A 16,778-nucleotide genomic window follows, 5' to 3' on the forward strand; every position below is an offset into this window, starting at 1 on the left:
CAGCTCTTTATATAATCTATCTTTCATCTTACGGAATGTTATTTCAAATGGCAAATTGAATTTACATAACCAATCATCTAGACAACTATACAACACGAACATTCAAAATAAAAACTTAACAATCGTTCGCGTTTTGTAGTAATATAACTATATCACATATAAAGGGAGCGTTTTATTATGAAAGAAGTATTTCGTTTACAAACTGATTTTTCATCTTCATTTGATCGCTGGGTAAGTTCTTTCGTTTCTGATCACCCAGCACAACTAGAGTGGACGACTTTAAAAGAATTAATTCATGAATATACAACATCACATACAAATGAGACGTTACCAACATATATTTCTTCAGCTTTAACATATTACGCACAACGCGTTTCAACAACAAATAGCTCAGAGATTGTTATTTTTGAAAATCCTACAATCTCATAATCTATAATAAAAGCACTGTATAATCAGTGCTTTTTATTTATATTCATTAAATTATTTTCCCACCTTATTTACAAAAAAACACATCTTATTTCATACTATATAGTCATCACGAATCTATTTAATTTTTCAAAAAAACAGATTAAATAGATATTGACACTATAAAATTTCAGTGCTAACATTCAACATGTAATTGAATATGGTCTCTGTTAGGTGAGGCTCCTGTATAGAGAAACGCTGCTGCCCAAAAATGTCGAGAGACGCCAATGGGTCAACAGGAAAGGTCGGAATGAAGGCCTTTCTTAACGTAGCTGGTTTCAGTACCTATGCTATACAGTGCTAAAACTCAACGAGGGAGAGGTGCGTATGTTTTGTCATACACAAAAACTGTTTTTATCTATGTTTAATAACAGTCTTTGTTGTTGACTCTTTTTGACTGCGAATTCAGACCTTTACTCGTTGTGAGTAAAGGTCTTTTTACGTCTTTATGCACCTTACTATGAAACAAACATAGCATATTCAGAAACTATTAAATTGTACGGAGGTGAGGAACAGTGGCAAGTGATGATTCGGCCCAGATACCCATATGTTTTACACTTATATTTTATCATGTAGGTAGGAAAGAAGCTGTTCCTCCCAATTTTAAATAGTCGAGTAACAGATTGTTTCCTCCTTCATGAAAGAGGAGGAACTACCGATGTTAAATTTACAAAGACAAGAAACAAAGCATGCTTACGATCAAGATAGCATGCAAGCAAATAACGAATTATTAGTGGAAGTTGCAACACAGGATGTACACTCCGCGTTAAAACTCTTAGAAACAACACAAGATGGACTCTCTAAACAAGAAGCGTCTCGTAGACTTTCTTTATATGGTCCGAACGAAATCGCTCATAATAAAGCATTGCCGTGGTACATTCAATTTCTGCTGGCATTTAAAAATCCATTTATTTTTGTTTTATTAGCTCTTGGAGCACTCTCTTTTTTCACAGATGACATACAAGGAACAATTGTCGTATCTGTAATGGTACTGCTAAGTGCAACGATTCGCTTTCTACAAGAATTTCGCTCTCAGAAAGCGGCAGATAAGTTAAAGGCTATGGTTCGAACAACCGCGAGCGTCTTTAGAATAGATGGATTTATACATGAAACAAAAAACGTAACCAATTTAAACCGTAATCATACAATGGAAATTCCAATTGAAGAACTTGTGCCTGGCGATATTATTTCACTTTCAGCCGGTGATATCGTTCCAGCTGATGTGCGTATTTTATCCGCTAAAGATTTATTTGTTAATCAATCTTCTTTAACAGGAGAAGCACTTCCTGTAGAAAAATACGAGAACTGCTACCATACGGAAAATAAACATATATTACCGAAAAACATGAAAAAAAATTACAATCCGCTCGATATGGAAAACCTTTGCTTTATGGGTACAAATATTGTTAGCGGTAGCGCAAAAGCTGTTGTTGTTTCAACTAGTACGGATACGTATTTCGGCTCTTTAGCAAAAAAGGTTATCGGAAAACGTGCAGAAACAAGCTTTGATAAAGGCGTAAACAAAGTAAGTTGGCTCTTAATCACATTCATGCTTATTATGACGCCCATCGTCCTTCTCATTAATGGATTCACAAAAGGAGATTGGCAAGAAGCTTTCTTCTTTGCTATTGCCGTTGCAGTTGGTCTTACACCTGAAATGTTACCAATGATTGTAACTGCTAATTTAGCTAAAGGCGCCGTGAACATGTCTAAACAAAAAGTAATTGTAAAACAGCTAAACTCTATTCAAAACTTAGGTGCTATGAACATCCTTTGCACGGATAAAACTGGAACTTTAACAGAAGATAAAGTCGTCCTTGTTCGTCATTTAGATCCTAATGGAAATGAATGCAATCGCGTCTTACAATTTGCATATTTAAATAGCTTCTATCAAACTGGATTGAAAAATTTAATAGATAAAGCTGTCATTGAACATACAGAGGAAAACCATAAGTTTGATCCATCAATTTTTCAAAAGCTAGATGAAATTCCATTCGATTTCGCTCGTCGTCGCATGTCTGTTATTGTGAAAGATATTTCAGGTGAACATACAATGGTTTGTAAAGGTGCCGTAGAAGAAATTTTATCAATTTGTAATTACACTGAAGTGGATGGACAAATTGTCCCTCTTACTGAAGAAATGAGAGCAAATGTAAAACATCTTAGCGAAACTTTAAACAGTGAAGGAATGCGTGTCATTGCTGTAGCATACAAGAAAGATAACAAACCTTATCATAAAGCTTATGCAGTACAAGATGAATCCGCTATGATCCTTACTGGATATATCGGCTTTTTAGATCCGCCTAAACCATCTGCTGCTTCTGCAATTCAAGCATTGCATAAACACGGCGTACAAGTGAAAATCTTAACGGGCGATAACGAAATTGTTACAAGAAAAGTTTGTAAAGAAGTGGGATTAAATATAGGTGAGCCTGTCCTCGGTTACGAAATTGATTCTTTACCAGATAAAGCATTAGCGAAACTGGCAGAAGAAACAACAGTGTTCGCAAAACTAAATCCAATGCAAAAATCCCGCATCATTCGCGTATTGCAAGGTAATGGTCATACTGTAGGTTATATGGGGGATGGTATTAACGATGCCGTTGCACTACGTGATGCTGATGTTGGAATATCTGTTGATACTGCTACTGACATTGCAAAAGAATCTTCCGATATTATTCTACTTGAAAAAAGTTTAACTATATTAGAAGCAGGTATTTTAGAAGGGCGCACTACTTTCGGCAATATTTTAAAATATATAAAAATGACAGCTAGCTCTAACTTTGGAAATGTATTTAGTGTATTAGTGGCAAGTGCTTTCATTCCATTTTTACCGATGCTTGCAATTCATCTCTTAATTCAAAACTTACTTTATGATATTTCACAGCTTTCAATTCCATGGGATAAAATGGATAAGGAATTTTTAGAGAAGCCTAGAAAATGGGATACTGCAAACTTGCGTAACTTCATTATTTGCATCGGTCCAATTAGCTCTATATTCGATATTATCACATTCGTTGTCATGTGGAATGTATTCGGTGCAAATACACCTGGAGAACAATCGCTATTCCAATCTGGTTGGTTTGTCGTTGGGTTGCTAACGCAAACATTAATTGTCCATATGATTAGAACACAGAAAATTCCATTTATTCAAAGTACAGCAGCAATACCAGTTCTTTTGTTAACCGCTTGTATTATGGCAATCGGAATTTATATTCCATTCTCACCACTTGGTACAGCAATTGGTTTACAAGCATTACCACTAAGCTACTTCCCTTGGTTAGTAGGAATATTATTAGGTTATGCTTTCTTAACACAATTCCTGAAAAAAATTTATATTAAAAAATTTCATAGCTGGTTGTAAAAATGAGAATGAGTGGGTATTTCTCACTCATTCTCAAAAAATATAACATGTACTTATATGTATGGAGGTGACCATGATGATATGGTATGACATCGTATTAAGGTTATTTATAGCAATTATTGTAGGAGCTTGCATCGGAATGGAAAGACAATGGAGACATCGAATGGCTGGGCTACGGACAAATGCTCTCGTATCACTTGGCGCCTGTATATTTGTTTTATTATCCGTCATGCTTGATCATGATGCTAGTCCATCACGCATCGCCGCTCAAGTTGTTAGTGGTATTGGCTTTTTAGGAGGCGGTGTTATTATTCGTGACGGTTTTAGTATTAGAGGGTTAAATACAGCAGCAACTTTATGGTGTGCAGCTGCTGTCGGTACTCTTACAGGTGCTGGCTTCCTCGTTGCAGCTATGTTAGGTGCAGCCGGCGTCTTACTAGCAAATATACTACTACGCCCGATCGCTCTATTTATGAATAATAAATCAAAAGAAGATTTACCCGAGCAAACAAACTATTTACTTTCTCTTACTTGTTCAGAAGAGAATGAAGCACATATTCGTTTTCTTCTCATGCACATGGTAAGTTCAGAAGGTATCGGTTTAAAAGAATTGTACAGTGAAGACGTTGATTCTAACCAAAAAGTATGTATACAAGCTACATTACATTGCAATACAAATGCAGCTGTCTTAATTGAAAAAATAGTAAGTAGAATGCTTTTAGAATCCGGCGTTACTGCCGCTGGGTGGAAGACGTCTTTAGATTTAGAGGCAAGTTAATAATTAAAGGTGTCATGATGTTTACTACCTCATGACACCTTTTACATAAACTTATTTTCTAATTTTTGCTGAAACGACTTTTCTTGCTTACGTAATAATTGACTACCTCGCTGTAAAAGAGGTGTTCCATACTTTTCATTAATCTGATCAATAACAGCAAGTAACGGCTCTTCTTTCGCATCTTCTTCAAACGAAAACAAATCTAACTGTTTCACCGATTCTGTCTTCCACTCTAATTCAGTAGCTGTAACACCTAACAGACGAACAGAATCACCATCCCAGTGTTGCTTCCATAAACGTGATGCTGCTTGGAAAATAACCCGTTCTTCCCATATTGCATTTTTCAATTGTTTACTCCGTGTTACTGTGCGACGATCATGGTATTTAATCATAATTTGAATGTTATAACTAACGAGAGTTCGTTTTTGTAGCCTTTTGCTTACAGATTTCGATAATCTTTCTAACATATCAAGTAATTCTTTTTCTTCGTCCATATCCTTTGAGAAAGTCATCGAATTTCCAACGCTTTTATGTTGCCCCATTTGATTCGGATCAACTTCCCTGTCATCCATACCTTTTGCACGCCTTTGTAAATCAACACCGTGCTTTCCAATTTTAGCGCGAATGATATGTTCGTCTCCTTTTGCTAACTGTTCAATTGTATGTATATGAATGTCTTTTAGTTTTTCAGCTGTTTTCTCTCCGATTCCATGCATCTCTGCAACTGATCGTGGCCAAATAATTTCTGGGATATCACGTTTTCGAAGTACTGTAATACCAAGAGGTTTTTTCATATCTGAAGCAGTCTTTGCTAGGAAAAGGTTTGGGGCAATCCCAATGCTACATGGAAGCTGTAACTCTGTTACTAACGCTTGTTGAATCATCTTCGCTATTTCAAGAGGCGAACCGAGCGCATAGCAATCTGTAATATCTAAATACCCTTCATCTATAGAAAACGGTTGTATTTTTTCTGTAAAACGGGAAAGAATTTGAAACATTTGAAATGAAGCTTCTCGATATAATGTAAAATTAGGGTGCTTCACAACTAATTGTGGGCATAATCGCTTCGCTTCCCATAGAGGCATCGTCGTACGTATTCCATATTCTCTCGCCTCATAACTACATGTTATGATAATCCCTTTTCTCTCTTTTTCATTCCCCGCAATCGCTAATGGCTTTCCTTGTAATGATGGGTCGTGAGCAATTTCAACAGATGCGAAAAAACAATTCATATCTACATGTAAAATAACACGTCCATTTTTCGGATACATTTCTCGCATAATACTCACCCCCTTCAAAGAACGTTCGTTCTTTTATTATATCAAATTCATGTACAATATAATAATTACTTATTCTTTTTATCCTTATTTTTGCTATACTTAATACGAAAGATGGATATTATTGTAAAAGGAGTGACTTATTATGAAATCAAATAGTAAACTTAACTATACCTTTCTCATTATTATATTAATCATCTTAATTAATTATTTATTACTTCCTATTTTTGATATAAACGTAGCAGGGCTCCTTCCACGTTTAATAAGTATCGTAACAACCTATATACTGCCATGGATTTTCCTATATTGGCTTATCCGCCTTGTGAAAGCCATTGAATCAAAATAAAAAAAGACGTGTAAACCATAATTGGTTCACACGTCTTTTTGACTTTATTACTTACTTCGCTACTTCTTCGATAATAGCTACAACTAATTCTGCTGTTTTCGCTAATTCTTCAACAGGAATTTTTTCATTTGTTGTATGAATTTCTTCATAACCAACTGCTAAGTTAACTGTTGGGATACCATGTCCTGCGATTACGTTCGCATCACTTCCACCACCACTTTGGTGAAGAGAAGGCGTACGACCGATGTTTTCAGCTGCACGTTTCGCAACTTCTACAACGTGATCGCCAGCAGCAAACTTAAATCCTGGATACATAACGTTTACTTCAACGTCTGCATGACCACCCATTTCTTTTGCAGTTGTTTCAAATGCTTCTTTCATTTTTGCAACTTGTGCTTCCATTTTCTCATTTATTAAAGAACGAGCTTCTGCAAAGATTTGAACATGATCGCAAACGATATTTGTTTGTGTACCACCTTCAAAACGTCCAATATTTGCAGTTGTTTCAGAATCGATACGACCAAGTGGCATCTTTGCGATTGCTTTTGCTGCGATAGTAATTGCAGATACACCCTTTTCTGGTGCTACGCCAGCATGAGCTGTTTTCCCACGAATAATCGCATTCACTTTCGCTTGTGTTGGCGCTGCAACTACAATTTCACCAACTTTTCCATCACTATCTAATGCATAACCATATTTTGCTGTAATACGCTCACGGTCTAACGCTTTTGCACCAATAAGACCAGATTCTTCTCCAACTGTAATAATAAATTCAATTTTACCATGCGGAATGTTTTTCTCTTTTAAGACACGAATCGCTTCAAACATAGATGCTAATCCAGCTTTGTCATCGGCTCCTAAAATTGTAGTACCATCTGATACGATATATCCATCTTTAATAGAAGGCTTAATTCCATTACCAGGAACTACTGTATCCATATGAGAAGTGAAATAAATTGTATCAACACCGTCTTTTGTTGCTGGTAAAGTACAAATTAAGTTACCTGCACCATGACCAGTTTCAGCCATTGTGTCATCTTCAAATACTTCTACACCTAAAGCAGTAAATTTCTCTGTTAACACTTTGCAAATTTCTGCTTCAAATTTTGTTTCAGAATCTACTTGTACTAACTCCATAAATTCATTTACTAAACGTTCTTGATTAATCATAAGACTGCGCCTCCTGCACTACCATTATGTATGTAACAACATTAATTATAACAGAATTTCGCAAAAGTTTCGAAATACAAGACAAAAAACAGATGGTTAACACATCTAGATATCCATCTGCTTTCTATTACTCGTTTAATAACACCCAACGCATATGATCTTCCCAAACTCCATTTACCATCAACATTTTGCGAGATACACCTTCATATTGAAACCCTATCTTTGTCACTACTTGTATAGATGCTAAGTTTCGTGGCATAATCGGTGCTTCTATACGATGTAAATGAAATTCTCCAAAGGTAACTTGAATTGCTTTTCTAAGTGCTTCTGTTGTATAACCTTTATTTAACTCTTCCTTATCTAATTTATAACCAAGTACACAAGACTGATAAATTCCGCGAACGATTAGGTTAAATGAAATACACCCAATAATTTTCGTATCATCACCCTTTTTAAAAATCCATAGCCTGATAATCTTACCTTCCGCGAACTCTCTTCTATCCTTTTGTAACCTTTTTTTTTGATAATCTAACGTGAAAAAATCATCTGGCCTATACTCTTCCCATGCTTTTAAAAACTCACGATTTCTGTCGTAATATTGAAGAACTTTTTCCGCATACGACTCATCAATTTCCCTTAAATGTAAGCGATCTGTTTCGTATATTTTCATCATCGTATCTCCATTCTTCAGCTTGCATAACAAAAAAATTGCACTCCATCTTCTAATATATTCTCCACGTGCACGCAAATTTCCTGTTATACTTTACACACACTTCTCGAAATTTGTCATTTCTCTCCCCTTGTCCACAATTTCATTTCTCGTTACAATGAAATTGTACTGATTTGCAAGGAGGTTTAACGATGCATAAAAAAGCTCAAAAAATTATGGTTTATATAATGCTAATTTCTATGCTTGTAACAACATTACTTACTGGCGCAAGTATGTTTTGGTAAAAAGGACGATTCACTCGTCCTTTTTTTACTGCTTACACATACAAAATAGACCATCTCGAAATCGAGATAGTCTATCTTATAATGAACATTTTATTTTATATATATAACAATTGCTACAATACTAAAGGAAAAGGCCATTACAAGTGCTATTACAAAACTTGTATATTGTTTCTGCTGAAATGCCCCAATAACAAAAGTAAGATTGAGTAATGCCATAAATACAATCGCTACAACGTAAGAACATATATTAAAAGTTGCCAATATGAATGTAATAACAAATAGAAAACCAACACAAAACTGCATGTAAGAAATTTTTGGATTTAAATACATATGAGCAACCCCTTTACTCAATTATCTTTATATATTCTCATTAACGCATGGTTATGTACACATGTCAAGACAACTTATAGAAAAGAGAAAAGCCAACCGTTTCGTTGACTTTTCCAAATACTATGGCCCCTTTTTCCTTCGCCAATTGCTGAAATGTTTTTTTCGATTTCACAATCGATACTTTCGTTCCAAGTGGAATACGATCAAACAAATATTCCACATCATATTTCTTCATTCTTATACATCCTTGCGAAATATATTTTCCAATTGAACTAGGCTGGTTTGTCCCGTGTATCCCATACTTACTTCCATCCGTTCCTCTTGCATTAAATCCCATCCATCTCGATCCAAGTGGATTTTTTGGAGAGCCCCCAGGAATATCCTTCGCAATATAATATGGATCCTTCGCCTTCAATACAATGTCAAAGGTTCCTTCTGGGGTTAATTCATTTGTTTTCCCTGTCGCTACTGGAAAAACCTTTTGGATCTTCCCATCATCAATGTAAGCTAGTTTATTCGTTGCTTTATTTACAATTATAAAAGGATCTCCAGCACGTGGGTTATCACCAAGAGGCCAGATTGGTGATAAAGAAAGACATAATAATAAAGAAAGAAGATACGGCATACATAATTCCTACCTTCTAAATAAGTTCTTTTATATTATCCTTTCCCTTAAAACGACTTTTAATGAGTAAATATTGCTCCATTTCATAAACAAGTTGAACGAGTTTTGCACGTATTTCAAATTCTTCTCGCGAGACTGGTAAAGGCATTTCTCTAAATACTTCTCGCATTTCTTGAAGTTGTCTTAACGAAATGACCCCTGTACTTTCAGGACGAATAGAATTCCCTATATTTTCAATTACGTCTGCAATCATATCAGCTTGTTCATACGTCCAAGATAGTGATGCAGCTAATGGTATCATTCGCTCCAAAATTTCAAATTGCTGCATACGCATATCAAAATACCGATAATAATAGTCATCTTCACGCATAAATTCATTCTCAAGTTTTTTAAATGATAAATCTTTTGCTTCTTTCAGCATCATTTCTGTTTCAATTAATTCGGCCCCACTCCAATTACTATCTCGATTTCGTAAATAAACGACCATTTCAAACAAAATCGTTCTGAAATGGTCTTCTATTTTCCCTTGATACTCTTTCAGTTTATTCTCACTGCTTGGCATGTACATGTTTACTAATAAAGCGACACTAATTCCAATCGTTAATATAGCAATTTCATTACCAACTATAGACCATGTAATTTGCTTTAATGAATACAGATGCATAACGATAACCGAACTCGTGACAATCCCTTCTTGAATTTTGCACATAACTGCAGTCGGAATAAAGGTAAGCAGCAATACGCTAATCGCAAGTGGTGTATAACCAATCGTTTCAAAAATACAAAACGCAAATACCATCGATAATACACAAGCTAAAAAACGGTGCAACGATACTTGAACGGATTTCCGTTTCGTATTTTGCACGCATAAAATGACTAAAATACCAGCTGAACTATAAAATTCTAATCCTAATAACTGAGCAATAAAAACTGCCGCACCCGTTCCAAGCGCTGTTTTCACTGTTCTATATCCAATTTTAAACATATCATTACTCCTATATGTATAAATGTCTTTAAAAATATTATAAAAAAAGGATGACGCAATGTCATCCTTTTCTATCTATTGTTCACTTAACCTTTACATATTACAATATTTTTTGCAAAAATTCTTTTGCACGGTCACTTTTTGGTGCTGTAAAAAACTCTTCCGGATTACTATCTTCTACGAGCTTTCCACCATCTAGAAAGAGAACGCGGTCTGCTACTTCTTTTGCAAATCCCATTTCATGTGTAACGATTGCCATCGTCATTCCTGTCGTAACTAATGATTTCATAACTTCTAACACTTCTTTCACCATTTCTGGATCTAGCGCAGAGGTCGGTTCATCAAATAACATAACTTCCGGTTCCATCGCTAATGCTCTTGCAATTGCTACACGTTGCTTTTGTCCACCTGAAAGGCGATTTGGATATGCATCTTTCTTATCTAATAACCCCACTTTTTCTAGAAGTTTCTCAGCTTTTTTTTCAGCTTCTTGCTTCGTTACTCCTTTTACATTGATAGGAGCATACGTAATATTTTCTAATACAGTCATATGAGGGAATAAGTGAAAATGTTGAAATACCATTCCGACATTTTCACGAACATGCATAATATTTGTTTTCGGATTCGTTACTTCTTCCGTTCCAATCCAAATGTGACCAGCTGTCGGTGCTTCTAGTACATTCATACAGCGTAAAAACGTTGACTTTCCAGATCCAGACGGTCCGATAATTGCAACAACTTCTCCTTTTTCAATCGTTGTTGTAATTCCTTTTAATACTTCATTTTTTCCAAATGATTTATGAAGGTTGTCAATTTTAATCACTTTTCTTCATTCTCCCTTCAATTGCCTTCCCGACTAATGTAAGAATAATTACTAATATATAATAAATAAGTCCAACAAACAGTAATGGCTCAAGATATTTAAATGTTTCACCGCCTACAATATAAGCACGGCGCATTAAATCAGTCGCTCCTATTACAGTTACTACAGCCGACTCTTTCGTAAGTGTCGCAAACTCATTCACAAGCGCTGGTAATATATTTTTTAAAGCTTGAGGAAAAATAATATTTCTCATCATTTTACTGTACGGAATACCTAAAGCCATTGCTGCTTCTGTTTGTCCTTTATCGACTGCTTGAATGCCGGCACGAATCACTTCTGACATATATGCACCTGAGTTTAAGCTAAATGCAAGTACAGCTGCTAAAAAGGCTGGTATCTCATAATCCATCATTTGCGGAACACCGAAATAAATAATCATTAATTGCAATACTAGCGGTGTGCCACGAAATATTGACGTATAAATATCTGCTGCAATATTTAATACTCGTATTCTAGCAATTTTGCAAAGTGCTAATAACGTTCCTAAAATAAATCCTACCACAGCTGATGCAGCTACAATTTTCAATGTAACTTCTAAGCCCTTTAATATATATGGTATTGAAGGCGTAATTGCCGAAAAATCTAGATTCATCCTTTTCATTCCCCTCACAGAAAAGTGAAAGGCAGCTTATTTTCCGCTGCCAAACCATTTCTTCACTAATTTATCCATTTCTCCATTTTCTTGCATTTTCTTAATTACTTTATTAAATTCTTCTGTTTTATCACTGTTTTTCGGAAGAGCAATTGCTGCACCTACTTCTTCTGGTGCTTCTTGAATTTCAATTCCTTGTAGTTCTTTCATTTTTTCTAAATAATTTTTTGCAACTGTGTCTTCTATAATTGCAGCGTCAAAACGACCAGCTTTAATTTCTTGTACGATTTCTGGTATACGGTCACGTCCCTCAGCTTTGAAATCGACTTGTTTTTTAAATTCTTCTGCTTTTTCTTCTTGGATTGATCCTGTTTGTACCCCTACTTTTTTTCCTTTTAAATCTTCTAATGATTTAATATTAGAGCCTTTTTTTGAAACAATCATATTTTTAGCAACAAAATAAATATCTGTGAAATCAGCATTATTTTTACGTTCTGCAGTTGGCGTCATACCTGCCATAACGAAATCAACTTTTCCTGAGCTAAGAGATGCTAATAATCCTCCAAAATCCATATCTTTCACTTTTACTTCATACCCAAGTTCTTTTCCGATATATTTTGCAATATCAACATCAAAACCGATAATTTCATCACTTTTTGATGCTTCCACGTATTCATACGGTTTATAGTCTGCTGAAGTCCCCATAACAAGTACTTTTTTATTCTCACTCTTCGCCTTTTCTTCCCCATTACTACAAGCACTGAACATACTTACAATTAAAATAAGTGCAAATGATATTGATAATAACTTCTTCATCTTTCTTCCCCCTAATAATGTATATTTAAAAGTTAAATAGAATATTTATTCGATGTTTGTATTGTATCAACACTTTCATTTTTATGCAACATTCAAAATAAAAATAAATACAAAAAACAATATTAAAGTCATTTTAGATGCATAAAAACATGCATAAAATAATAACATCATTCATGTTTAATTATGTTAAAAACTAAATAAAAAAGACGGTACACCCACTTGATCGTGGACGTACCGTCTTTTCTCTTCCCTATAGTTCTTCGCAATTATCTTCGAAATAAGATTGTAGTTTTGCAATTACTTGCATTGGTTCATGACCTTCAATTTCATGACGTTCTACCATCGTTACAATTTTTCCATCTTTCAATAAAGCAAATGATGGAGATGAAGGTGGATATCCTTCAAAATATTCACGAGCTCTTGCTGTTGCTTCTTTATCTTGACCCGCAAATACCGTTACAAGGTGGTTAGGGCGTTTATCATAATGTACGGAATGTGCAGCAGCAGGACGAGCAATGCCACCTGCACAACCACATACAGAGTTTACCATTACAAGTGTTGTACCATTTCTTTTAAATGCTTCTTCGACTGCTTCTGGTGTCGTCAATTCTGTATATCCCGCAGAGACAATCTCTTCACGCGCTTGACGGACAACATCATTCATAAAAAAGTTAAAGTTAATCAATCTTTTCCCTCCTCTAATTCTACCTATTTGTATCTTACCAGTTAATGTTTAGAGAATACAAGTAAGTTTACTTGTATTTCAGCATAGAAAAGGTGTTAGAGCTCTTGCTCTAACACCTTTTCTTAATGACCTCGATGTTTTTGCTTTGCCTTTTGTACTTTTATAAAACGTTTTCGCTTCTTTTCTGCCTCTCGCTTCACTTTGGATTGCACTTTCTTTTCTTGTTTATGCAACTCATAGGATAAACTAATTGCCTCTTGCGCCTTTGTACAACGTTTTATATTTACTTCTTTTGCGGCTTGCCGTATGATACGCTTTATATTTTTCGGACGCTGCTTTTCTTTAAATTCCACACCACATCTTGCAAAGTGCTGGAAATGCGCTAACATTGGACCATTTACAAATATAAATACTTCTTCATCTGATGGTTCCGTTCCAAAAATATACCTTGCTCCATACAACTTTCCTTTTTCTTTGTGCGTAATAATTCCTGCAAAAAATTGACCATCATAATATACTGTCAACTCCATTGACAGCCCCCCCTAAAAAATTAGAAATACTGGACATCCCGGAGGGGAAGGTTACTGACATGAAATCATGCGTCTGGACTACCAACCAGATCAGTGTTTTTGTATTTCTTTCACTACTATTATATCTTATTTTTCCATAATTTTCATATATTCCACAATCATTTTTTTATGCGATCCTACAATATAATCAGGTAGCTCTGTTACCGGGAAGAATTTAAGCTGAACCGCTTCTTCTTTATTCATAACAAAATTCCCTTCATATTGATCGGTATAATAGGCTGTCGTTACGGATTGAAACTCATCACCGTTTGTTAATTTTGTAAAATAGTTCGCTCCAGAAAATACATTGATTAATCGGAGGTTCTTTACTTCTATTCCTGTCTCTTCATATACTTCACGGTAAGCTGTTTCTTCTGGTGATTCACCAAGCTCCATTAGCCCGCCAGGCAGCCCCCATTTTCCGTACGGCTCTGTTCTTTGCTGTAATAATACATATCCACTTTCATTTATAACGAGTACAACAGCACCAACTAAGATTAAAGGGCGATGACCAACTACTTTTCTTAATTCCTCTACATATCCCATGGAAACACCTCCCTTTTTGTTGTCGACACTATTGTATCATATGTATGAAACGACAAAATGCGTATGTTTTTCATTTTTTTAACAAAATATTTATTTTATATGCTTCATCTACCGTAGCTAACATAATGGATTCGATTTCCGTACCCTTCTCTAAAAATTCTTTCGCCCACTCTTCCGTTTTTCCTAATAAAGCGAGAACATCTTGCTGAATTCTACCATCCTTCACTAAAATAAAAGCAACTGGAGATTTTCTCCCCGCCACTTTAAGATCAAGACGAGAAACTGTTTCATATTCTGGATACTGAAATACAGAAACAACACCGCTTGCTTCCCACAATGCCAATTTAATTGTGGCAATATCGCTCACATTTTGCAAACGAAGCTCCGAAAATAAATATTCCACCGTAATTCTTGCTTTTTTTAAATTACTAAAATCAATGGAACCATTATGTATAAGAATAATAGGTGCAGGCTCTAAAAAACGTCTCCACCTATCCCATTTCAACATTAAAACTGAGCTTACAATATGAAGTACAACTAGTATAAAGGTTGTAATCATGGAACCAAGTAACCCAACTTTTTCATCAGATAGTGCATTAGAAATGTTTCCCCCTAACAATAGCACTAATACGACGTCTAAAAATCTTAGTTGCGCAATAGACCTTTGCCCCATCGCTTTCGCAACAAGAATTAAAAATATATAAGCTATAATCGCTCGGATAACCCATTCGCCATTAGAAAGATGCCGTGCTCCTTCAAAAATATCCATAACTTTGCACTCCTTAAACGTCGCAAACTACAATTCTGTCTTAGTTTGCAACGTTTAAGGGCATATATGTAAAAAAAGCTGATTCGTTTTTAAACGAACCAGCTTTTTTTACTTAACTGAAAACATATATTTTTTATACGTTTTCCGTACCGATAATATGAGCCCCATCATAATCATATTCGAGAATAAGGAACTTCCCCCATATGATAAGAAAGGTAATGCGATACCTTTTACAGGCATTAATCCAACGATCATACCAATATTTTGGAATATTTGAACCGTTAGTATTCCTATTGATCCAGCACATAATAATGTACCAAATAAATTATCAGCAGAATAACCGATAATAATTGTTCGATATAGTAGTAATAGGAACAAGAACACAACTAGCGCTGCTACTATAAATCCACCTTCTTCGGCAATTGTAGCGAAAATAAAGTCAGTGTGTTTCTCTGGAATATAGACGTTCCCTTCACCGAATCCTTTCCCTTCCATACCTCCACTACCTACAGCTAAAATCGATTGCTGTGTTTGATAGCCTTGATCTACATTATCAAATGGATCTAACCAACCTAAAATACGTGATTGTTGGTGAGGTTTTAGTAAAGTAACCAGTTTATTAAAAAAGAAGTCTGGGTATTTTAAAAATATAAATATTAATGTAGACAATATTGTCACCGGAATGACTGTACATAACGCAATTAATTTCTTTTGAATTCCTGACATAAATAAAATACATGCGATAGCTGCTGCATATAAGAACACCATACCTGTATCTGGTTGGCTATATACAACGGCCATAGGTGGAAGAGATACTAACATTATCTTTCCGACTAATTTCAAATCAGTCTGGAATGTCCGCGCCATATATTGAGCATTATGTTTCACTGCTAAAGTGGCTATTATGAGAAGCAATGAAATTTTGAAAAACTCCGATGGCTGAATTTGTCCAGCTACTGGAAAAACAAACCATCTTTTTGCACCTAATTTTTCAGGTGTGAAACTGGAAACCGGCAGTATTTTCAAAAGAATAAGTGAACCAAACCCAGCGATATAAAGTGGCCAAGACAACTTTTGCCATTGGTCTAAGTCAATGCTTGCAACAAGAAGTAACAATACAACCCCAATTACGTAGTTAACACCTTGTTTCAAAGCAAAGTTTGCATCTCCATACTGTCCGGTTTGCTGACTGCTATATATTGCGGCTATACTCGTAACACAAAATGCAAACAAAATTAAAATTAGTTTTACATCTAAACTTTTTAGAAAATCGGTACTTCTTTTCATGACATCCTCCTGAAACATTGTTACGGCAAAATAAAAAAACCAGGAGTCAATACTCTTTATGTTTTGACGACTGATTACACATTATCTATAAAACACTTATATAGAATAACTCTCTTTTTCATACAATACAATATATTATACTACAGTTTCGTCAGTAAGATTTGCCAAAAAAATTATTCTTTTCTTATTTTATATCTATATACCATATATCAGCAATGTATTTTCGCAAATTCCTAATACATGATCATTCATTGTAAGATTACTGGGAAAGGTTTGTACATATAGTAGGATACAAATGAAGAAATGAAATGATAAAAAGCTCGCAAATGCGAGCTTT

Annotated in this window: 19 protein-coding genes and 1 riboswitch; of the genes, 5 read left to right on the forward strand and 14 right to left on the reverse strand. The window is 35.1% G+C overall.

Annotated features, from left to right (window positions below):
* Positions 1 to 177 precede the first annotated feature (177 nt).
* The 3 genes from MR071_RS01700 (at position 178) to MR071_RS01710 (ending at position 4,607) form a co-directional block, all read left to right on the forward strand.
* Complete coding sequence (locus MR071_RS01700) at positions 178 to 429, forward strand: DUF3932 family protein (RefSeq protein WP_002111702.1); 252 nt, start codon at positions 178 to 180, stop codon at positions 427 to 429.
* Between the two features lie 195 nt (positions 430 to 624).
* Positions 625 to 792: riboswitch (M-box (ykoK) riboswitch) on the forward strand.
* Between the two features lie 331 nt (positions 793 to 1,123).
* On the forward strand, positions 1,124 to 3,829 hold the full coding sequence (mgtA, locus tag MR071_RS01705; RefSeq protein ID WP_142395755.1) for a magnesium-translocating P-type ATPase: 2,706 nt from the start codon (positions 1,124 to 1,126) through the stop codon (positions 3,827 to 3,829).
* 76 nt (positions 3,830 to 3,905) lie between these two features.
* The gene (locus MR071_RS01710) at positions 3,906 to 4,607 is read left to right on the forward strand and encodes an MgtC/SapB family protein (RefSeq protein WP_142395754.1); all 702 of its coding nucleotides are present in this window, start codon (positions 3,906 to 3,908) and stop codon (positions 4,605 to 4,607) included.
* A gap of 41 nt (positions 4,608 to 4,648) precedes the next feature.
* On the opposite strand, the gene MR071_RS01715 is transcribed toward MR071_RS01710, so the two are convergent.
* Positions 4,649 to 5,887 (reverse strand): DNA polymerase IV, encoded by a 1,239-nt coding sequence (locus MR071_RS01715; protein WP_105584575.1) that lies wholly within the window; start codon positions 5,885 to 5,887, stop codon positions 4,649 to 4,651.
* 142 nt (positions 5,888 to 6,029) lie between these two features.
* Between MR071_RS01715 and MR071_RS01720 the strand changes: the two genes are divergently transcribed.
* On the forward strand, positions 6,030 to 6,230 hold the full coding sequence (locus MR071_RS01720; protein ID WP_242234708.1) for a hypothetical protein: 201 nt from the start codon (positions 6,030 to 6,032) through the stop codon (positions 6,228 to 6,230).
* A gap of 51 nt (positions 6,231 to 6,281) precedes the next feature.
* Here the strand turns inward: MR071_RS01720 and MR071_RS01725 are convergent, their stop codons facing one another.
* Together MR071_RS01725 and MR071_RS01730 are read right to left on the reverse strand one after the other, a co-directional pair.
* Positions 6,282 to 7,400 carry a tripeptidase T gene (locus MR071_RS01725; protein ID WP_105584573.1) on the reverse strand — a complete coding sequence of 373 codons (1,119 nt, stop codon included), beginning with the start codon at positions 7,398 to 7,400 and terminating at the stop codon, positions 6,282 to 6,284.
* 127 nt (positions 7,401 to 7,527) lie between these two features.
* Positions 7,528 to 8,073: a GNAT family N-acetyltransferase gene (locus MR071_RS01730; protein ID WP_142395768.1), complete on the reverse strand. Its 546-nt coding sequence runs from the start codon at positions 8,071 to 8,073 to the stop codon at positions 7,528 to 7,530.
* Positions 8,074 to 8,261: 188 nt separating this feature from the next.
* On the opposite strand from MR071_RS01730, the gene prli42 reads away from it, so the two are divergent.
* The gene (prli42, locus tag MR071_RS01735; RefSeq protein WP_000549036.1) at positions 8,262 to 8,354 is read left to right on the forward strand and encodes a stressosome-associated protein Prli42; all 93 of its coding nucleotides are present in this window, start codon (positions 8,262 to 8,264) and stop codon (positions 8,352 to 8,354) included.
* A gap of 90 nt (positions 8,355 to 8,444) precedes the next feature.
* Here prli42 and MR071_RS01740 read toward each other — a convergent pair whose 3' ends face one another.
* The 11 genes from MR071_RS01740 to MR071_RS01790 all read right to left on the reverse strand — a co-directional run bounded on the left by MR071_RS01740 (position 8,445) and on the right by MR071_RS01790 (position 16,441).
* Positions 8,445 to 8,684 (reverse strand): DUF3894 domain-containing protein, encoded by a 240-nt coding sequence (locus MR071_RS01740; RefSeq protein WP_002088543.1) that lies wholly within the window; start codon positions 8,682 to 8,684, stop codon positions 8,445 to 8,447.
* Positions 8,685 to 8,748: 64 nt separating this feature from the next.
* Positions 8,749 to 9,309, reverse strand: coding sequence for a L,D-transpeptidase (locus MR071_RS01745; protein ID WP_105584571.1), 561 nt, complete (start codon positions 9,307 to 9,309; stop codon positions 8,749 to 8,751).
* Between the two features lie 16 nt (positions 9,310 to 9,325).
* The gene (locus tag MR071_RS01750) at positions 9,326 to 10,294 is read right to left on the reverse strand and encodes an aromatic acid exporter family protein (RefSeq protein ID WP_002111713.1); all 969 of its coding nucleotides are present in this window, start codon (positions 10,292 to 10,294) and stop codon (positions 9,326 to 9,328) included.
* Between the two features lie 100 nt (positions 10,295 to 10,394).
* On the reverse strand, positions 10,395 to 11,117 hold the full coding sequence (locus MR071_RS01755; RefSeq protein WP_002160561.1) for an amino acid ABC transporter ATP-binding protein: 723 nt from the start codon (positions 11,115 to 11,117) through the stop codon (positions 10,395 to 10,397).
* The gene (locus tag MR071_RS01760; protein WP_105584570.1) at positions 11,110 to 11,769 is read right to left on the reverse strand and encodes an amino acid ABC transporter permease; all 660 of its coding nucleotides are present in this window, start codon (positions 11,767 to 11,769) and stop codon (positions 11,110 to 11,112) included. The genes MR071_RS01755 and MR071_RS01760 overlap by 8 nt, the downstream gene beginning before the upstream one ends.
* Positions 11,770 to 11,805: 36 nt before the next feature.
* Positions 11,806 to 12,585 carry a transporter substrate-binding domain-containing protein gene (locus tag MR071_RS01765; protein WP_105584569.1) on the reverse strand — a complete coding sequence of 260 codons (780 nt, stop codon included), beginning with the start codon at positions 12,583 to 12,585 and terminating at the stop codon, positions 11,806 to 11,808.
* Between the two features lie 250 nt (positions 12,586 to 12,835).
* Complete coding sequence (locus MR071_RS01770; RefSeq protein WP_002015097.1) at positions 12,836 to 13,249, reverse strand: BrxA/BrxB family bacilliredoxin; 414 nt, start codon at positions 13,247 to 13,249, stop codon at positions 12,836 to 12,838.
* 143 nt (positions 13,250 to 13,392) lie between these two features.
* A complete protein-coding gene (locus MR071_RS01775; protein WP_105584568.1) occupies positions 13,393 to 13,800 on the reverse strand; it encodes a YjdF family protein in 408 nt (135 codons plus the stop codon).
* A 126-nt stretch (positions 13,801 to 13,926) separates the two neighbouring features.
* The gene (locus tag MR071_RS01780) at positions 13,927 to 14,385 is read right to left on the reverse strand and encodes an NUDIX hydrolase (RefSeq protein ID WP_105584567.1); all 459 of its coding nucleotides are present in this window, start codon (positions 14,383 to 14,385) and stop codon (positions 13,927 to 13,929) included.
* A gap of 70 nt (positions 14,386 to 14,455) precedes the next feature.
* A complete protein-coding gene (locus MR071_RS01785; RefSeq protein WP_105584566.1) occupies positions 14,456 to 15,154 on the reverse strand; it encodes a DUF421 domain-containing protein in 699 nt (232 codons plus the stop codon).
* Between the two features lie 108 nt (positions 15,155 to 15,262).
* Positions 15,263 to 16,441 carry an FtsW/RodA/SpoVE family cell cycle protein gene (locus tag MR071_RS01790; RefSeq protein ID WP_105584565.1) on the reverse strand — a complete coding sequence of 393 codons (1,179 nt, stop codon included), beginning with the start codon at positions 16,439 to 16,441 and terminating at the stop codon, positions 15,263 to 15,265.
* Positions 16,442 to 16,778: the final 337 nt, after the last annotated feature.

Origin of the sequence: Bacillus cereus group sp. BfR-BA-01316, from assembly GCF_022664195.1 — a bacterium.
Lineage (GTDB): Bacteria > Bacillota > Bacilli > Bacillales > Bacillaceae_G > Bacillus_A.